Origin of the sequence: Pseudomonas sp. Leaf15, from assembly GCF_001421425.1 — a bacterium.
GTDB lineage: Bacteria > Pseudomonadota > Gammaproteobacteria > Pseudomonadales > Pseudomonadaceae > Aquipseudomonas > Aquipseudomonas salomonii.
This window is the reverse complement of the sequence record NZ_LMKI01000032.1, coordinates 350,562-366,618: the sequence shown is the minus strand read 5'-3', so window position 1 is coordinate 366,618 and position 16,057 is coordinate 350,562. Positions and strand designations below refer to the sequence as shown.

11 protein-coding genes and 2 pseudogenes are annotated in these 16,057 nt (G+C 61.0%); 10 read left to right on the top strand and 3 right to left on the bottom strand.

Annotated elements, in window-relative coordinates:
* Nucleotides 1-26 precede the first annotated feature (26 nt).
* The 10 genes and pseudogenes from ASE80_RS21065 to ASE80_RS21020 all read left to right on the top strand — a co-directional run bounded on the left by ASE80_RS21065 (nucleotide 27) and on the right by ASE80_RS21020 (nucleotide 11,867).
* Nucleotides 27-962 carry a choline ABC transporter substrate-binding protein gene (locus ASE80_RS21065; protein ID WP_056860645.1) on the top strand — a complete coding sequence of 312 codons (936 nt, stop codon included), beginning with the start codon at nucleotides 27-29 and terminating at the stop codon, nucleotides 960-962.
* 76 nt (nucleotides 963-1,038) lie between these two features.
* A complete protein-coding gene (locus tag ASE80_RS21060) occupies nucleotides 1,039-1,968 on the top strand; it encodes an alpha/beta hydrolase (protein ID WP_056860644.1) in 930 nt (309 codons plus the stop codon).
* Between the two features lie 104 nt (nucleotides 1,969-2,072).
* On the top strand, nucleotides 2,073-3,044 hold the full coding sequence (gene pip, locus ASE80_RS21055; RefSeq protein ID WP_056860643.1) for a prolyl aminopeptidase: 972 nt from the start codon (nucleotides 2,073-2,075) through the stop codon (nucleotides 3,042-3,044).
* A complete protein-coding gene (gene dtd / locus ASE80_RS21050) occupies nucleotides 3,041-3,478 on the top strand; it encodes a D-aminoacyl-tRNA deacylase (RefSeq protein WP_056860642.1) in 438 nt (145 codons plus the stop codon). The genes pip and dtd overlap by 4 nt, the downstream gene beginning before the upstream one ends.
* 323 nt (nucleotides 3,479-3,801) lie before the next feature.
* Entirely contained in the window at nucleotides 3,802-5,490 is a 1,689-nt protein-coding gene (locus tag ASE80_RS21045; RefSeq protein WP_177336533.1) for a glucan biosynthesis protein G, read from the top strand.
* A pseudogene (gene mdoH, locus ASE80_RS21040) lies at nucleotides 5,483-8,127 on the top strand (glucans biosynthesis glucosyltransferase MdoH). Before ASE80_RS21045 ends, mdoH begins: the two are co-directional and overlap by 8 nt.
* A gap of 111 nt (nucleotides 8,128-8,238) precedes the next feature.
* Complete coding sequence (locus ASE80_RS21035) at nucleotides 8,239-9,039, top strand: transporter substrate-binding domain-containing protein (protein ID WP_056860640.1); 801 nt, start codon at nucleotides 8,239-8,241, stop codon at nucleotides 9,037-9,039.
* A gap of 220 nt (nucleotides 9,040-9,259) precedes the next feature.
* Nucleotides 9,260-10,057: a transporter substrate-binding domain-containing protein gene (locus tag ASE80_RS21030; protein WP_056860639.1), complete on the top strand. Its 798-nt coding sequence runs from the start codon at nucleotides 9,260-9,262 to the stop codon at nucleotides 10,055-10,057.
* A 123-nt stretch (nucleotides 10,058-10,180) separates the two neighbouring features.
* Nucleotides 10,181-11,140: an amino acid ABC transporter permease gene (locus ASE80_RS21025; protein ID WP_017138598.1), complete on the top strand. Its 960-nt coding sequence runs from the start codon at nucleotides 10,181-10,183 to the stop codon at nucleotides 11,138-11,140.
* Nucleotides 11,133-11,867, top strand: a complete 735-nt coding sequence (locus ASE80_RS21020; protein WP_017138597.1) for an amino acid ABC transporter ATP-binding protein — start codon at nucleotides 11,133-11,135, stop codon at nucleotides 11,865-11,867. Before ASE80_RS21025 ends, ASE80_RS21020 begins: the two co-directional genes overlap by 8 nt.
* A 67-nt stretch (nucleotides 11,868-11,934) precedes the next feature.
* Here the strand turns inward: ASE80_RS21020 and ASE80_RS21015 are convergent, their stop codons facing one another.
* The 3 genes and pseudogenes from ASE80_RS21015 to ASE80_RS31950 form a co-directional block, all read right to left on the bottom strand.
* Nucleotides 11,935-13,842 carry a methyl-accepting chemotaxis protein gene (locus ASE80_RS21015; RefSeq protein ID WP_056860638.1) on the bottom strand — a complete coding sequence of 636 codons (1,908 nt, stop codon included), beginning with the start codon at nucleotides 13,840-13,842 and terminating at the stop codon, nucleotides 11,935-11,937.
* A 137-nt stretch (nucleotides 13,843-13,979) separates the two neighbouring features.
* On the bottom strand, nucleotides 13,980-14,693 hold the full coding sequence (locus ASE80_RS31955; protein WP_375233569.1) for a methyl-accepting chemotaxis protein: 714 nt from the start codon (nucleotides 14,691-14,693) through the stop codon (nucleotides 13,980-13,982).
* A 144-nt stretch (nucleotides 14,694-14,837) separates the two neighbouring features.
* Nucleotides 14,838-15,896: pseudogene (locus ASE80_RS31950) on the bottom strand (methyl-accepting chemotaxis protein); the annotation flags it as partial.
* Nucleotides 15,897-16,057 lie beyond the last annotated feature (161 nt).

Below are 16,057 nucleotides of genomic sequence, written 5' to 3'. Positions count from 1 at the left end.
AAAAACTGCCCAGTGAGACCTCATCCATGAAAAGACTGTTGTTGACCCTCACCTGTGCCGCCTTGATCAGCGCCAACGCCATGGCCGCCGAACCCGCCTCGTGCAAAGCCATCCGCATGGGCGTGGTCAGTTGGACCGACGTGATCGCCACCTCCGGCATGGCCGACGTGCTGCTCAACGGCCTGGGCTACGACAGCAAGCAGACCAGCGCGGTGCAGCAGATCATCTTTGCCGGCATCCGTGACAAACGCCTGGATATCTTCCTCGGCTACTGGAAACCGGCGATGGACAACAACATCGCGCCATTCCTGGCCGCCAAACAGGTCAAGGTTTTCGACACGCCGAGCCTGGCCGACGCCCAAGCCACCCTGGCCGTGCCGCAATACGTGGCCGATGCCGGGCTGAAGACGTTTGCCGACATCGCCCGCTTCAAGGACAAACTCGGCGGCAAGATCTACGGCATCGAGCCGGGCAGCGGTGCCAATACCGATATCCAGAAGATGATCGACACCAACCACTTCGGCCTCGGTGGCTTCAAGCTGGTAGCTTCCGGTGAAGCCGGCATGCTCGCGGCGGTGCAGCGAGCGGTGAACCGCAAGGAGTTCGTGGTGTTCGTCGGCTGGACCCCGCACCCGATGAACATCAATATGAAAATGGCCTACCTCACGGGCAGTGAAGATGTGTTCGGCCCGGACGAAGGTCGGGCCACGGTTTCCACTGTCACCGCACCGGACTTCGGCGAGCGCTGCCCCAACGCTAACCGTCTGTTGCAGAATCTGACCTTTACCGCCGCCCAGGAAAGCCAATTGATGGTGCCGATCATGGAGCGCCAGTCGCCGCAGGATGTGGCCAGGCAATGGTTGCGTGACCACCCTGAGGATCTGCAGCGCTGGTTGGCCGGGGTTACCGCGTTGGATGGCAGCGACGGCGTGGCGGCGGTGCAGGCCAGCCTCAAACTCTGAAGACACCGCCGGGCAAAATGTGGGAGCTGGCAAGCCAGCTCCCACCTTTATATCTCCATTCTCAGGGATATTGAGCATGTATCCGACTTCTCCGCAGCTTGCCGCCTTCATCGCCAAAACCGAATCCTTCACCAGTGACGACTCGTCGCTGGCAGGCTTGCGCCACAACTACGACCGTATGTGCCAGGCCTTCACGCCACAGCAGCCTGAGGGGCTGCAACTGTCGGACTTTTCCCTGGGTGGCGTAGGCGTGCGCAGTTACCTGCCCAGGGCTCCAGCGCCGACTCAAGGCTGGCCCTGTCTTCTATATATGCACGGCGGCGGCTGGGTGGTGGGCGGGCTGAACTCCCACGACTTCATCTGCTACGAACTGGCCAACACGCTGCAAGTGCTGGTGATCGCCATCGACTATCGCCTGGCACCTGAGCATCCGTTCCCGGCGGCCTACCAAGACTGTCGCGCCGTATGGCAGGCACTCCAGGCCGGGCAGGCGCCGCACGCCATCAACCTGCAACGCCTGGTGGTGATGGGCGACAGCGCGGGCGGCAATCTGGCGGTGGCGCTGTGCCTGGGGCTGCGCGACGACGGCCAGCCACTGCCCATGGCCCAGGTGCTGATTTACCCCGGCCTGGGCGGCCCGGCCGATTTGCCCTCGCGCCGTGACTGCAGGGACGCGCCCCTGCTCAGCACTGCCGACACCGACTGCTACCTGGCAATGTACCTGCACGCTGCGGGCACGCCATCGGCCTATGCCATGCCTTTGTTGGCCGAGCATTTCGGCGGCTTACCCAAGGCGTTGATCGCCGTGGCCCAGTTCGACCCGTTGCGCGATGACGGCATGCTCTATGCCGAACGGTTGCAACAGGCGGGTGTGCCCGCCGTGCTGTATCCCGGCAAAGGGCTGGTCCACGGTTGCTTGCGCGCACGCGGCCAAGCCCCGGAGGTGGATCAGCTTTATAACTATCTGCTGCATTACCTCAGGAGCGAAGGGCTGACACAGGTCTAAGTATTCAAGGACATGCTCATTGCACAATTCGGGTTTATGATGCCAGACGGCAAGAATAATAGACGTCCCCTCAGGGATGAACCCGACACCCTATGGAGCGCGCAATGCAGACTTGGTACCCGCAGATCAAACCTTACGCCCGGCACGATCTGGCCGTCGATGACACCCACACGCTGTACGTCGATGAGAGTGGCTCCCCCGAAGGCTTGCCTGTCGTCTTCATCCACGGTGGCCCAGGCTCCGGTTGCGATGCCCAGAGCCGCTGCTATTTTGACCCGAACCTGTACCGCATTGTTACCTTCGACCAGCGTGGCTGCGGGCGTTCCACACCCCGCGCGAGTTTGGAGAACAACACCACCTGGGACCTGGTCGCCGACCTTGAGCGCATCCGCGAGCACCTGGGCATCGACAAATGGGTGCTGTTTGGCGGCTCCTGGGGCTCGACCCTGTCGCTGTCCTACGCACAAACCCACCCCGAGCGCGTGCATGGCCTGATCCTGCGCGGTATTTTCCTGGCCCGCCCGCAGGATATTCACTGGTTCTACCAGGAGGGCGCCAGCCGCATGTTTCCGGATTACTGGCAGGACTACCTTGCCCCGATCCCGGCGGACGAGCGCCACGACATGGTTGCCGCCTACCACAAGCGCCTCACCGGCAACGACCAGATCGCCCAGATGCACGCCGCCAAAGCCTGGTCCGGCTGGGAAGGGCGCATGCTCGGCCTGTGCCCTAGCCCGCAGCATGTCGAGCGTTTTTCCGAGCCGCAGCGCGCCCTGTCGATTGCGCGTATCGAGTGTCACTACTTTACTAACAACTCCTTCCTGGAGCCCAACCAGCTGATTCGCGATATGCACAAGATCGCCCATCTGCCTGGCGTCATCATCCATGGCCGCTACGATATGATCTGCCCGCTGGACAACGCCTGGGAGCTGCATCAGGCCTGGCCCAACAGCGAGCTGCAGGTGATTCGCGAGGCCGGCCATGCCGCCTCCGAGCCCGGCATCACCGATGCGTTGGTGCGTGCGACCGGCGAGATGGCACGGCGCCTGCTTGATCTGCCGCCAGAAGAAGCATGAAGGGCCTGTTGCAACGGGTGCGTGGCGCCCGGGTCGAGGTGGCGGGTGAAGTCGTAGGCTCGATTGACCAGGGTTTGCTGGTGCTGGTCGCCGTGGAACCTTCAGATACGCCCGAGAGTGCCGACAAACTATTGCACAAGCTGCTTAACTATCGGGTGTTCAGCGACGATGAAGGCAAGATGAACCTGTCCTTGAAAGACATTGGCGGCGGTTTGCTGCTGGTCTCGCAGTTCACCCTGGCGGCGGACACCAAAAGCGGGTTGCGGCCCAGCTTCTCCACAGCGGCCCAACCGGCCCTGGGAGCCGCGCTTTTTGAGCACTTGTTGTTACAAGCGCAACAATTGCATGGCAAGGTGGCATCGGGGCGTTTTGGCGCCGATATGCAGGTGCATTTGGTCAATGATGGCCCTGTGACCTTCCTCTTACAGACATGAATGTATTAAAAACGACTTTAATGCCTAAAAACGCAGGGTTTCGCTACAAATACTTCGTTGTCCCTGATGCGTTGTTTCGCGGGCTACTAGATAATCGCGCGCTATGGGGATCAGCGTAAATTGGTCCATTTTTGACTTAGGTAGAGACTTGTCCGACGACCTTTGGGGAATCATTTTGACCCAGCGGAGTCGGAACAATGCTCGCCAACCTGGCATATAGATAGCTGGCCGTTGGTTTATTGATCTGTTTTCGGCGAGGGTTGCTCGTGATTGTTAGTCCCTGTAATGCACCAAAATTGTCTGCCAAACGGTTACGAAACGCACTGGTAACGGGCTCTGCCCTGTTTTGCCTGTTCGGCGCGGGTCAACTGTGGGCATTCAGTCTGGATGATGTGTCGGCCAAGGCAAAAGAGCTGGCTGGGCAGAAATACGAAGCTCCGCGCAGCAATCTGCCTAACGAATTTCGCGAAATGAAATTCGCCGACTACCAGAAGATTCGTTTCCGCAACGAAAAAGCTGAGTGGGCCGATCAGAACACGCCGTTCAAGCTGTCCTTCTATCACCAGGGCATGCACTTCGACACGCCGGTGAAAATCAACGAAGTGACCGCCGACAGCGTCCAGGAAATCAAGTACGACCCAAATCGCTTCGATTTCGGCGACGTGAAATTTGATCCTAAAGCCACCGAACAGCTGGGTTATGCCGGTTTCCGTGTGCTGTACCCGATCAACAAGGCCGACAAGCAAGACGAAATCATGACCATGCTCGGCGCCAGCTACTTCCGCGTCGTCGGCAAGGGCCAGTCCTATGGCCTGTCGGCCCGTGGCATGGCGATTGACACGGCATTGCCGTCCGGTGAAGAGTTCCCGCGTTTCACCGAGTTCTGGATCGAGCGCCCAAAACCGGGCGAGAAACAGCTGGTGATCTTCGCCCTGCTGGACTCGCCACGCGCCACCGGCGCCTATCGCCTGACCCTGCGCCCTGGCACCGACACCATTGTCGACGTCAAATCCCAGATGTTCCTGCGTGACAAGGTCAGCAAGCTGGGCATCGCCCCGCTGACCAGCATGTACCTGTTCGGCGCGAACCAGCCTTCCAAGGTGCTCAACTACCGCCGTGAGCTGCACGACTCCAGCGGCCTGTCGATCCATGCCGGCAATGGCGAGTGGATCTGGCGCCCACTGAACAACCCTAAACACCTGTCGGTCAGCAACTTCGCCGTCGAGAACCCGCGTGGTTTCGGCCTGTTGCAACGTGGCCGCGACTTCAGCCACTACGAAGACCTGGACGACAACTACGACAAGCGCCCAAGCGCCTGGATCGAGCCTGAAGGCGATTGGGGCAAGGGTTCTGTCGACCTGGTAGAGATTCCGACCGCCGACGAAACCAACGACAACATCGTTGCGTTCTGGAGCCCGGCCGAGCTGCCGAAAGTCGGCGAGCCGCTGGATGTCAGCTACCGCCTGCACTGGACCATGGACGAGAAAGACCTGCACCCGGCCGACAGTGCCTGGGTCAAGCAGACCTTGCGTTCCACCGGTGACGTGAAGCAATCCAACCTGATTCGCCAGCCTGACGGCAGCGTGGCCTACCTGGTGGACTTCGAGGGCCCGTCCCTGAAGAACCTGCAACCGGACGCGCCAGTGCGCAGCCAGGTGAGCGTGGGTGACAACGCCGAAATCGTTGAAAACAGCGTGCGCTACAACGAGCACACCAAAGGCTGGCGCCTGACCCTGCGCATGAAGATCAAGGACGCAGGCAAGCCCACCGAAATGCGTGCCGCGCTGGTCGAAGACATCGTGAAAGCTGAGCCTGAGAAGGTCTCGACCCAGGTGCTCAAGGCCGACAAACTGCTGGCCAAGCAACACGAAAAACAGGCCAGGAAAGAGGCCAAGGAAGCGAAAGACAAGGACGCCAAGCAGCCAGAGGCTGCCCCCGCCAATCCGGAGCCGGAAAAGACCGAACACGTCCTGACCGAAACCTGGAGCTATCAGTTGCCTGCCGATGAGTAATTCTCAAGCCACGCCAGAGACCCTGTCCGAGTACCTGGCGCACCTCCCGATGACCGCAGAGCAGCGCGCCGAACTGGCGGGCTGCACCTCCTTCAGCGAGCTGCACGAACGCCTGTCGTCAAAGACGTTCGACGCCCCCACCGAGGCTGCCCAAGCCTCGGTCGGCCGCCGGTTGACGCTCAATACCGCCGAAGAGCTGCAAGACGCCGAGATGCTGGCGCTCGACGCCAACGGCCAGGTTTGCCTGAAGGCCACGCCGCCGATCCGTCGGACTAAAGTGGTGCCGGAGCCATGGCGCACCAATATCCTGGTGCGTGGTTGGCGCCGGATGACCGGTCGCACCAACCCTCCGGCCCCGCCGAAGGATGAGCGCGTATTGCCGGCAGCACGCTGGCGTACCGTGGGTTCGATCCGTCGCTATATCCTGCTGGTGCTGATGCTCGGCCAGACCATTGTGGCCGGCTGGTACATGAAAGGCATCATGCCGTACCAAGGCTGGTCGCTGGTCGACTTCGACGAAATCCGCAACCAGACCCTGCTGCAAACGGCCACCCAGGTACTGCCGTACGCCTTGCAAACCAGCATCCTGATCATGTTCGGGATTCTGTTCTGCTGGGTTTCGGCCGGCTTCTGGACCGCGCTGATGGGCTTCCTGGAGTTGCTGACGGGCCACGATAAATACCGGATCTCCGGTAAAAGTGCCGGTGACGAGCCGATTCCGAAAGACGCCCGCACCGCGCTGGTGATGCCTATCTGTAACGAAGACGTGCCCCGGGTATTTGCCGGTCTGCGCGCTACGTTCGAATCGGTGGCCGCCACGGGCGACCTGGACCGTTTCGATTTCTTCGTGCTCAGCGACAGTAACGAAGCCGATATCTGTATCGCCGAACAGCAAGCCTGGCTTGATGTGTGCCGCGAAGCCGGTGGTTTCGGCAAGATCTTCTATCGCCGCCGTCGCCGTCGCGTAAAGCGCAAGAGCGGCAACCTCGACGACTTCTGCCGTCGTTGGGGCGGTGAATACAAGTACATGGTGGTGCTCGACGCCGACAGCGTGATGAGCGGCGAATGCCTGACCAGCCTGGTGCGCTTGATGGAAGCCACGCCGGATGCCGGGATTATCCAGACCGCGCCGCGTGCGTCGGGCATGGACACCCTGTATGCGCGCATGCAGCAGTTCGCCACCCGCGTCTACGGCCCGCTGTTTACCGCTGGCCTGCACTTCTGGCAGCTGGGTGAATCCCACTACTGGGGTCACAACGCCATCATTCGTATGAAGCCGTTTATCGAGCACTGCGCCCTGGCGCCGTTGCCGGGTAAAGGCGCGTTCGCCGGTGCGATCCTCTCCCACGACTTCGTTGAAGCGGCGCTGATGCGCCGTGCCGGCTGGGGCGTGTGGATTGCCTACGACCTGCCGGGCAGCTACGAAGAACTGCCGCCGAACCTGCTGGATGAACTCAAGCGTGACCGTCGCTGGTGCCACGGTAACCTGATGAACTTCCGCCTGTTCCTGGTCAAAGGCATGCACCCGGTGCACCGTGCGGTGTTCCTGACCGGCGTGATGTCCTACCTGTCGGCGCCGTTGTGGTTCTTCTTCCTGGTGCTGTCGACGGCGTTGCTGGCGGTGAACACCTTGATGGAGCCCCAGTACTTCATGGCACCCCGCCAGTTGTACCCACTGTGGCCCCAATGGCACCCGGACAAGGCGGTGGCGCTGTTCTCCACCACCATCGTGCTGCTGTTCCTGCCTAAATTGCTCAGCATCATCCTGATCTGGGCCAAGGGCGCGAAAGAGTTTGGTGGCAAGTTCAAGGTGACCTTGTCGATGCTGCTGGAGATGCTGTTCTCCATGCTGCTGGCGCCGGTGCGCATGATCTTCCACACCCGTTTCGTGCTCGCCGCGTTCCTGGGCTGGGCTGCGACCTGGAACTCGCCGCAGCGTGACGACGACTCCACGCCATGGAGCGAGGCGGTCAAGCGTCACGGTCCGCAAACCCTGCTGGGCTTCCTGTGGGCGTTGTTGGTGGTGTGGTTGAACCCAAGCTTCCTGTGGTGGCTGATTCCGATCGTCGGCTCGCTGATGCTGTCGATTCCGGTGTCGGTGATCTCCAGCCGGGTCAAGCTGGGCCTCAAGTCTCGCGACGAGAGCCTGTTCCTGATCCCTGAGGAATACAACCCGCCGCAAGCCTTGCTGTCGACCGAGCAATACACCCACGAAAACCGTTGGCACGCCCTCAATGACGGGTTTGTGCGTTCGGTGGTCGACCCGCAGCAAAACGCCCTGGCCTGCGCTTTGGCGACCTCGCGTCACCGTGAGGCGGAGCCGATCGAGCACTTGCGTCAGGAACGTGTGCGCCACGCGATGAAAGTCGGCCCCGCCGGCCTCAACAACGGCGAACGCCTGGCATTGCTCAGCGACCCGGTAGCCTTGGCTCGCCTGCATCAGCAGGTGTGGAGTGAAGGTCATGCCGAGTGGCTCGGTGCCTGGCGTGCATCGGTCAAGGCTGATCCGCACGCGCCATTGCTGCCGCTGCAACCGCTGTCGTCCCAGGCCCAACCGGCCTGATTCCGACGCCCCCGAGGGCTCACCTCGGGGGCGTTAGATGCGCTGTTCCTACAGCGTTCAGAACATCCTCCTAATACCGCTAACCCCTTGTTATTTCGAAACAAAAGACCTTTGTTCGAAGCGTATTGCCGTGCCTGTCGCTGGGGTAGCATCGCCCCCAAATTGACTAGGTCGCAGGGGGATTCATGATCAAAAGGTATTGTTCGGCGGTGCTGACCGGCGTCATCGCATTGATTTACGCAGGCTGGTTGAGTGCTGGTGCCCTCGATGAGGCGGTTCGACGCGGTGTGCTTAAAGTCGGCACCACGCCCACCTATGTGCCCTTTGAAATGAAGGACAAGCAGGGCCGTATCGTCGGTTTTGAGGTCGACTTGCTGCGGGCGATGAGCCGCGCCTTGGGCGTCGAGCTTGAACTGGTCGCCGTGCCTTATACCGAGTTGGTAACGGGGCTGATGGCGAAGAAGTTCGACCTGATCGGCAGCGGCATGACGGTGACGCAGGAGCGCAACCTCAAGCTCAACTTCAGCGACTCCTTTATCGTGGTTGGCCAGACCGTACTGCTGAACCCAAGCCTTGCCGGCAAGATTTCCAGCATCGAAGACTTGGACGAGGCGGGTTACCGCATCGCTGCAACTGAAGGCACCACCGGCGAAGCGGCTGCGCAGCGGTTTTTGGGCGCCGCGCACCTGAGCAGTTTCGCCACGCCCGAAGAGGGCGTGCGCCAAGTGGTGGAAGGCAAGGCCGACGCCTTTGTCCATGACGCGCCTTACAACCTGATCGCAATGGCCAGGCCGGAAAACCATCGGCTCTTCGCCCTTGAGCAGCCATTTACCTTTGAGCCCCTGGCGTTTGGCCTGAAAAAAGGCGACTACGACAGCCTCAACTGGATCAACCATTTCCTCAATCAAATTGCCCAGGATGGCACCTACGATCGGCTGCACGACAAGTGGTTCAAGGACACCGACTGGATGGCGGAAATCGACTGAGCGTCATAACTGCTTACACATCAATCAATTGCCGCGCTGTTGCGCTGATGTGTCTAGTGCCTGCGCTGTGCTGCACCGTTGTGGGGCTTTTCCGACATACGCCGATAACATTTACCCGTGAAACCTTTGTGACGGGCAACGAGTGGGTTAGGATCGCACCCCGAATTGGTGCAGCCCTTTTGCGCGCCGGCGTTATAAGAATCTTTCAGGGGACTTGATGATGAAAAAGTATCTTTCGATGCTGATGCTCGGCGTCACCGCGCTGGTCGCGGCCACTGCGGCGCATGCGGGCGCCATCGACGATGCGGTCAAGCGCGGCACGCTGAAAGTCGGCATGGACCCGACCTACATGCCGTTCGAAATGACCGACAAGCGCGGTGAAATCATCGGCTTTGAAGTCGACATCCTCAAGGCCATGGCCAAGTCCATGGGCGTTAAGCTGGAACTGGTATCCACCGGCTACGACGGCATCATCCCGGCCTTCCTGACCGGCAAGTTCGACATGATCGGCAGCGGCATGACCCTGACCCAGGAGCGCAACCTGCGCCTGAACTTCAGCGAACCCTTCATCGTGGTCGGCCAGACCCTGCTGATTCGTAAAGACCTGGAAGGCACGATCAAGTCCTACAAAGATTTGAACGACGAGAAATACCGCCTGACCTCCAAGCTCGGCACTACCGGCGAGATGGTTGCCAGGAAACTGATCTCCAAAGCCAAGTACCACGGCTATGACAACGAACAGGAAGGCGTGCTGGACGTGGTCAACGGCAAGGCCGATGCCTTTGTGTATGACGCGCCATACAACGTGGTTGCCGAGAAAAAAGTCGGTAATGGCAAGCTGGTGTTCCTGGAAGAACCCTTCACCTTCGAGCCCCTGGCGTTCGGCCTGAAAAAAGGCGATTACGACAGCCTCAACTACATCAACAACTTCCTGCACCAGATCCGCAACGACGGCACCTACGATCGCATCCATGACAAGTGGTTCAAGAGCTCCGAGTGGCTCAAGGACATGGAATAAGCGCTGACACCGAGTCGACTTCATCGCAGGCAAGCCAGCTCCCACAGTTGAAATGCGTTCCCTTGTGGGAGCGGGCTTGCCCGCGATGACGGCATGCCAGGCGATACATCTTCGGAAAGTGAAATGAAACAGAAAAAAGCCCAATGGCCCTGGCACCTGCTGACTGTGGTCGTGCTGGTCGGCCTGGCCGGCGCGTTGTATTACGCCACCTCGTTGATGTCCTACGAGTGGCGCTGGAACCGCGTGCCGCAGTACTTCGCCTATCAGGCCGAAACGTCCCAGCGCGCCGCCGACATCTCCACCGTCATTGAGCTGGTGCGCAAAGGCGACGTCGCCGAAGTCACCTTGCGCAACGACGCAGGCGCCGAGCAAAAGCTGACCGTGGCCGACAACAGCCTGCAAGTGTCACGTGGGGACGATGTGGCCGAAGGCGATGTTATCGGCGTAACCCGGCATTGGGCGCTGGGCCCGTTGATGTGGGGCTTGTGGACCACCTTGTGGTTGTCGGTGGTCTCCGGAATCCTCGGTTTGGCGATTGGTCTGGCAACCGGCTTATGCCGTCTGTCGAGCAACCCGACCTTGCGCGATCTGTCGACGATCTACGTCGAACTGGTACGCGGTACGCCGCTTTTGGTGCAGATCTTCATTTTCTACTTCTTCATCGGCACGGTGCTCAACTTGTCCCGCGAATTTGCCGGGATTGCCGCACTGTCGCTGTTCACCGGCGCTTACGTGGCGGAAATCGTGCGCGCCGGCGTGCAGTCCATCACCCGCGGCCAGAACGAAGCCGCACGCTCCCTGGGGTTGAGCGCCAGCCAGTCGATGCGCCACGTGGTGTTGCCGCAAGCGTTCAAGCGCGTGCTGCCGCCATTGGCCGGGCAATTTATCAGCCTGGTGAAAGACACCTCGCTGGTCTCGGTGATCGCGATTACCGAACTGCTTAAAAGTGGTCGTGAAGTGATCACCACCTCGTTCTCGCCCTTTGAAATCCTGTTCTGTGTGGCAGGCCTGTACCTGCTGATCAACCTGCCGCTGTCGAAAATGGCCAGCCGGCTTGAGCGGAGGCTCGCGCAAAGTGATTGAAGTCCGCGATCTGGTAAAAGTCTTCGACACCCGTGGCCAGGTAGTGCGCGCGGTAGACCACGTGACCACCCAAGTCGCCAAGGGCGAAGTGCTGGTGGTGATTGGCCCGTCAGGTTCGGGCAAGTCCACGTTCCTGCGCTGCCTTAACGGCCTGGAAGAGTTCGACTCGGGCTCGGTGAGCATCGACGGCCTGCAACTGGCCGACCCGAAAACCGACGTGAATGCCTACCGCCGTGAAGTCGGCATGGTGTTCCAGCACTTCAATTTGTTCCCGCACATGACTGTGCTGGAAAACCTGTGCCTGGCGCAAAAAGTCGTGCGCAAGCGCGGCAAGCAAGAGCGCGAAGCCAAGGCCTTGGCGCTATTGGAAAAGGTCGGTATCGCGCAGAAGGCCAACGAGTTCCCCTCGCGCCTGTCCGGTGGCCAGCAACAGCGCGTAGCCATTGCCCGCGCGTTGGCCATGGAGCCCAAGGTGATGCTGTTTGATGAGCCCACCTCGGCGCTGGACCCGGAAATGGTCGGCGAAGTGTTGGACGTGATGAAGACCCTGGCCCTGGAAGGCATGACCATGGTCTGCGTCACCCACGAGATGGGCTTTGCCCGTGAAGTGGCAGACCGCGTGCTGTTCTTCGACCACGGCAAATTGCTCGAAGATGCGGCCCCGGCCGAGTTCTTCGATGCGCCGAAAGACCCGCGCGCCCAAGCCTTCCTGCGCCAGGTCCTGTGATGATCGTTCCCGCGCTCCGCGTGGGAAAGCCTCCTGGGACGCTCGGCGTCCCGACGTTAGTGACGCCTCAGAGCCTGAATTTACCCACCAGCGCCTGTAAATCCAGGCTCAACCGGGTCAACTGAACACTCGCGGCGGCTGTTTCCTCGCTGGCCGCAGCGGTTTGTTCGGTGACATCCCGCACCTTCAACACACTGCGATTGATCTCTTCCGCCACTGCGCTTTGCTGCTCGGCAGCAGCGGCAATCTGCGGGTTCATCTCCTGGATGATCGACACGGTGCGCGCAATCGCGGCCAGGGCATCGCCCGCATCGCGGGTCAGGCCGACGCTGTTGTCGGTCAGGCTACGACTGCTGTCCATGATGTCTGCGACCTGCTGGGTGCCGGTATTCAGGCCGAGGATCAAACCCTCGATTTCTTCGGCAGATTCCTGGGTGCGCTGGGCCAGGCTGCGCACTTCGTCGGCCACTACCGCAAAACCCTGGCCGGCACTGCCCGCGCGCGCCGCTTCGATGGCGGCGTTCAGGGCCAGCAGGTTGGTTTGCTGGGACACTGACTTGATCACGTCGAGCACGCTGCCGATTTTCTGGCTTTCGTGTTGCAGCGCAATCATCGCCTGGCTCGAGCGCGCCATCTCATGGGCCAGGTGGCCGATTTGCTCGACGGCCTGGGTCACCACTTTTTCGCCGGCGCCAGCCTCCTGATCCGCTTCATTGGCCGCCACAGATGCCTGTTCGGCATGCCGGGCGACCTCCTGGGCGGTGGCGAGCATTTCATTCATCGCCGTGGCCACCTGATCGGTTTCCTCCTTCTGGTCGTTGACCCCGGCGCGGGTCTGCTCGGTGACGGCCGATAACTGCGTTGCGGCACTGGCGATCTGCCGGGCACTGTCGCCGATACCGCTGATCAGGTTGCGCAGGTTGCGGGTCATTTGCCCGATGCTCTGCTGCAACTGGCCCAGTTCATCGCGGCGGTCCTCTTGAGTGTCCCGGCTCAGGTCGCCGTCAGCAATGCGGTGGGCAGCCGTTAGGATGGCGCGCAAAGGCACGACTATTTGCCGCGCGATCCACCAAGCGGCCAGTACACCGAGGAGCAGGGCCACTACGGTGACGCTCAACAGTCGTGTGCGGGTCTGCTCGGCTTCGCTGTCACGCTTGGCGTTCTGGCCCTCGCTCAAACGATGGCTTTGTTCGCGCAACTCATTGAGCTGTTGCTCAAAGCGGCTTTGCAGGGTTTCGGTGTTGAGCTGGGCGTCCTTGAGCCTGGTCAGTTGTTCGCGATAGCTGCTCAGGTCGGCTTTGAGCAGCGCCGCGTCCACGGGCAGTGCGGTCACCGCCGCTTGTGCCACATTCAGGGCTTCGAGCGCCTGGGTGAGTGCGTCGGTGTAGGCCTGCAGCGACTCGGCTGCCCAAGCGGGGCTCTGGGCGCGATCTTCGGCTTGCTCCATGGCCTGGCGCAGGTTTTCGATGGCGTCCAGGGCCTTTTCGTCTTCCTGGTTCGGTAAGTCGCTGGCGAATTGGGCAAGAGTATCGCTGGCTTGCAGCGCGGTTTTTTTGAGGGTCGGGCGGATGCTTTCACGTTGCTCGATCAACGCCGGCAAGGCTGCCAGCGCCGTCTTGAAACTCGCCACCAGGCGTGTCGCTTCCTGCACCCGCTGCAAATCGGCCGGGTCTTTGAGGCGGCTTGAAAGGTCGGTCAGATGCTGGTCGATCTTTTCGGCCTGCCTGTGCATTTGGGCCAGGCTGCTGGCGTCCGTCAGTGTGCGGTACACGATCCTGTCGGCGCGCATGGCCTCGGCGTCAAGGGCCAGTTGCCCAAGGGTCGCCAGGCTGTTTGAGCGATAAAGCACGTCGCTCAAGGCCTGCCAGCCGGTCGCGGCGATCAGGATGCTTAAGATCAGCACTTGGCCGAAACCCAGTGCGAGTTTGAGACGGATGCTGGCGTTGACCAGCAAATGGGTCAGCCGAGGGAACATGGTGAACCTCCAAATCTGGGGAAGCATTTCGCAACAGCTGAAACGCTAAATCGATTCGAGGTCGTGGCGGGCTGATAACTACGTAGGAAATTTCATAAGTTGCGGCGGCCTTGATCCGGCCGCCGCGTAGGTGCGGGTCAGATGCGGAAGCGCCCGACCAGAGACTGCAAATAGATTCCCAGGCGTGCCAGTTCGGCACTCGAGGCGGCGGTTTCCTCGCTGGCCGAGGAGGTCTGTTCAGACACGTCGCGCACATTCAGCACGCTGCGGTTGATCTCCTCGGCCACAGCGCTCTGTTGCTCGGCAGCGGTGGCGATCTGCGAGTTCATCGCCTGGATAGTCGAGACCGTGCGCGTGATATTGCTCAGCGCGTTGCCGGCGCGGCGGGTCAGTTCGACGCTGCTGTCGGTGAGGCCACGGCTGTTGTCCATGATGGTCGCCACCTGCTGGGTGCCGTTTTGCAGACCGACGATCAGCTCTTCGATCTCCTCGGTGGACTTTTGCGTGCGCTGGGCCAGGCTGCGCACCTCATCGGCCACCACCGCGAAGCCGCGACCGGCCTCACCGGCCCGCGCTGCTTCAATCGCCGCGTTCAACGCCAGCAGGTTGGTTTGTTGTGCCACCGACTTGATCACATCGAGCACGCTGCCAATCTTGTCGCTTTCGCGCTTCAGGTCGCCCATGGCCACCGTGGAATGACCCACCTCAGTGGCCAGGCGCTCAATCTGCGCGATGGCTTCACCCACCACCTTGTCGCCTTCACGGGCCTGTTGGTCCGCCGCCACGGCAGCTTCGGAGGCTTCTTCCGCGTTGCGCGCCACTTCCTGCACGGTGGCGGCCATTTCGTTCATGGCAGTGGCCACTTGGTCGGTCTCGACCTTTTGGCTGTTAACCCCGGCGCTGGTCTGTTCGGTCACGGCCGACAGTTGTTCGGCAGCGCTGGCGATCTGGGTGACGCCGTCGCTGATACCGCCGATCAACTCGCGCAGGCCGACGGTCATGCTCTGCATGGCGCGTTGCAACTGGCCCAACTCGTCCTGGCGGGCGGAGTTGAGGTTATGGCTCAGATCGCCCGAGGCCACGCGCTCGGCGACTTGGAGGGTCTGGTTGAGCGGGATCACGATCTGGCGGGTGATGGCCCAGGCGGCGAGAACACCGAAGATCAGCGCCAGCACGGTGGCCAGCAGCAACAGCTGTTTAGCGTGGGCTGCATCGGCATCGCGCACGGCGGTCTGGGAGGTGGTGAGTTTTTCGCTGTGCCCCAGCAGGATATCGCCCTGAGCGGTCATGATTTTCAGCGCGGCGGCGCTGGCCACTTGTGAGTCGCGGTACTGGCTGACGGCTGCGCGGTAGGCTTGCAGGGACACGCCAGCCTCTTGCAGGTTGGCCTGGTACTGCTCAGGCAGCTTGCCTTGCAACTCGGTGATTTTCTTCAGGGCATTGTCGATGGCATCCAGGGCTGGTTGCTCGGCCTCGGTCTTGCCGCTGTAGGTGTAGCCGCGTACCTGGAAGCGCGATTGCTGGATCAACTTGCTCAGGTCGACCACGCTGTTGAACTGCGTGACGCTGTCGCCTTGCAGCAGAGTCGCTTCGATTTCGTTGATCTTGGCCACGGCGTTGTCGGCGGTGTCACCGAGCTTGCTGCGTGCGCCCTCACGCTTGAGGCCGGCCAGGACCATAGTGCCAAAGGCTTTTTTGTATTGGCCCAAGGCTTCCAGCTGTTGCTCGACCAGGGCTTTGTCGTCGGGTTGCTCGATCAGCGTTGCGGCGGTGTTGAGGCCATCGTTCAGTTGCTTCAGCAGGCTGTTGACGGCGTCGGTGCCTTGTTCGCCCCGGCGCATTTCAAAGTCCAGGCGCGCCAGGCGCAGGTCTTTGGTCAGGCCGTTGAGGCTGGAGATAAAGCCCAGCTTGTCGCCGCGACTTGTCACGTCGCCCAAGCCGGTCCAGCCGGTGAAGGTGATCAACAGCGTCAGGATCAACACCAAGCCAAAGCCTATGCTCAGCTTGCGATTGACGCTCACATTCCCCAGTTTTTCGGCTAACCAACGATACATGCTGCGATCTCCTTTGGAACAAGGCTTGGACTTATTCAGAGGCTATCGGCAGCGCAGGAAGTTTCTGTAGGTTCTCGGAACCAATGTGGGAGCTGGCTTGCCTGCGATGCAGGCACCTCGGTACATCAGGCATACCCAGGTGATGCAATCGCAGGCAAGCC

Coding starts and splice junctions, on each gene's coding strand:
- ASE80_RS21065 (WP_056860645.1), top strand. CDS start 27: ATGAAAAGACTGTTGTTGACCCTCACCTGTGCCGCCTTGATCAGCGCC.
- ASE80_RS21060 (WP_056860644.1), top strand. CDS start 1,039: ATGTATCCGACTTCTCCGCAGCTTGCCGCCTTCATCGCCAAAACCGAA.
- pip (WP_056860643.1), top strand. CDS start 2,073: ATGCAGACTTGGTACCCGCAGATCAAACCTTACGCCCGGCACGATCTG.
- dtd (WP_056860642.1), top strand. CDS start 3,041: ATGAAGGGCCTGTTGCAACGGGTGCGTGGCGCCCGGGTCGAGGTGGCG.
- ASE80_RS21035 (WP_056860640.1), top strand. CDS start 8,239: ATGATCAAAAGGTATTGTTCGGCGGTGCTGACCGGCGTCATCGCATTG.
- ASE80_RS21030 (WP_056860639.1), top strand. CDS start 9,260: ATGAAAAAGTATCTTTCGATGCTGATGCTCGGCGTCACCGCGCTGGTC.
- ASE80_RS21025 (WP_017138598.1), top strand. CDS start 10,181: ATGAAACAGAAAAAAGCCCAATGGCCCTGGCACCTGCTGACTGTGGTC.
- ASE80_RS21015 (WP_056860638.1), bottom strand. CDS start 13,842: ATGTTCCCTCGGCTGACCCATTTGCTGGTCAACGCCAGCATCCGTCTC.
- ASE80_RS31955 (WP_375233569.1), bottom strand. CDS start 14,693: ATGAACGAAATGGCCGCCACCGTGCAGGAAGTGGCGCGCAACGCGGAA.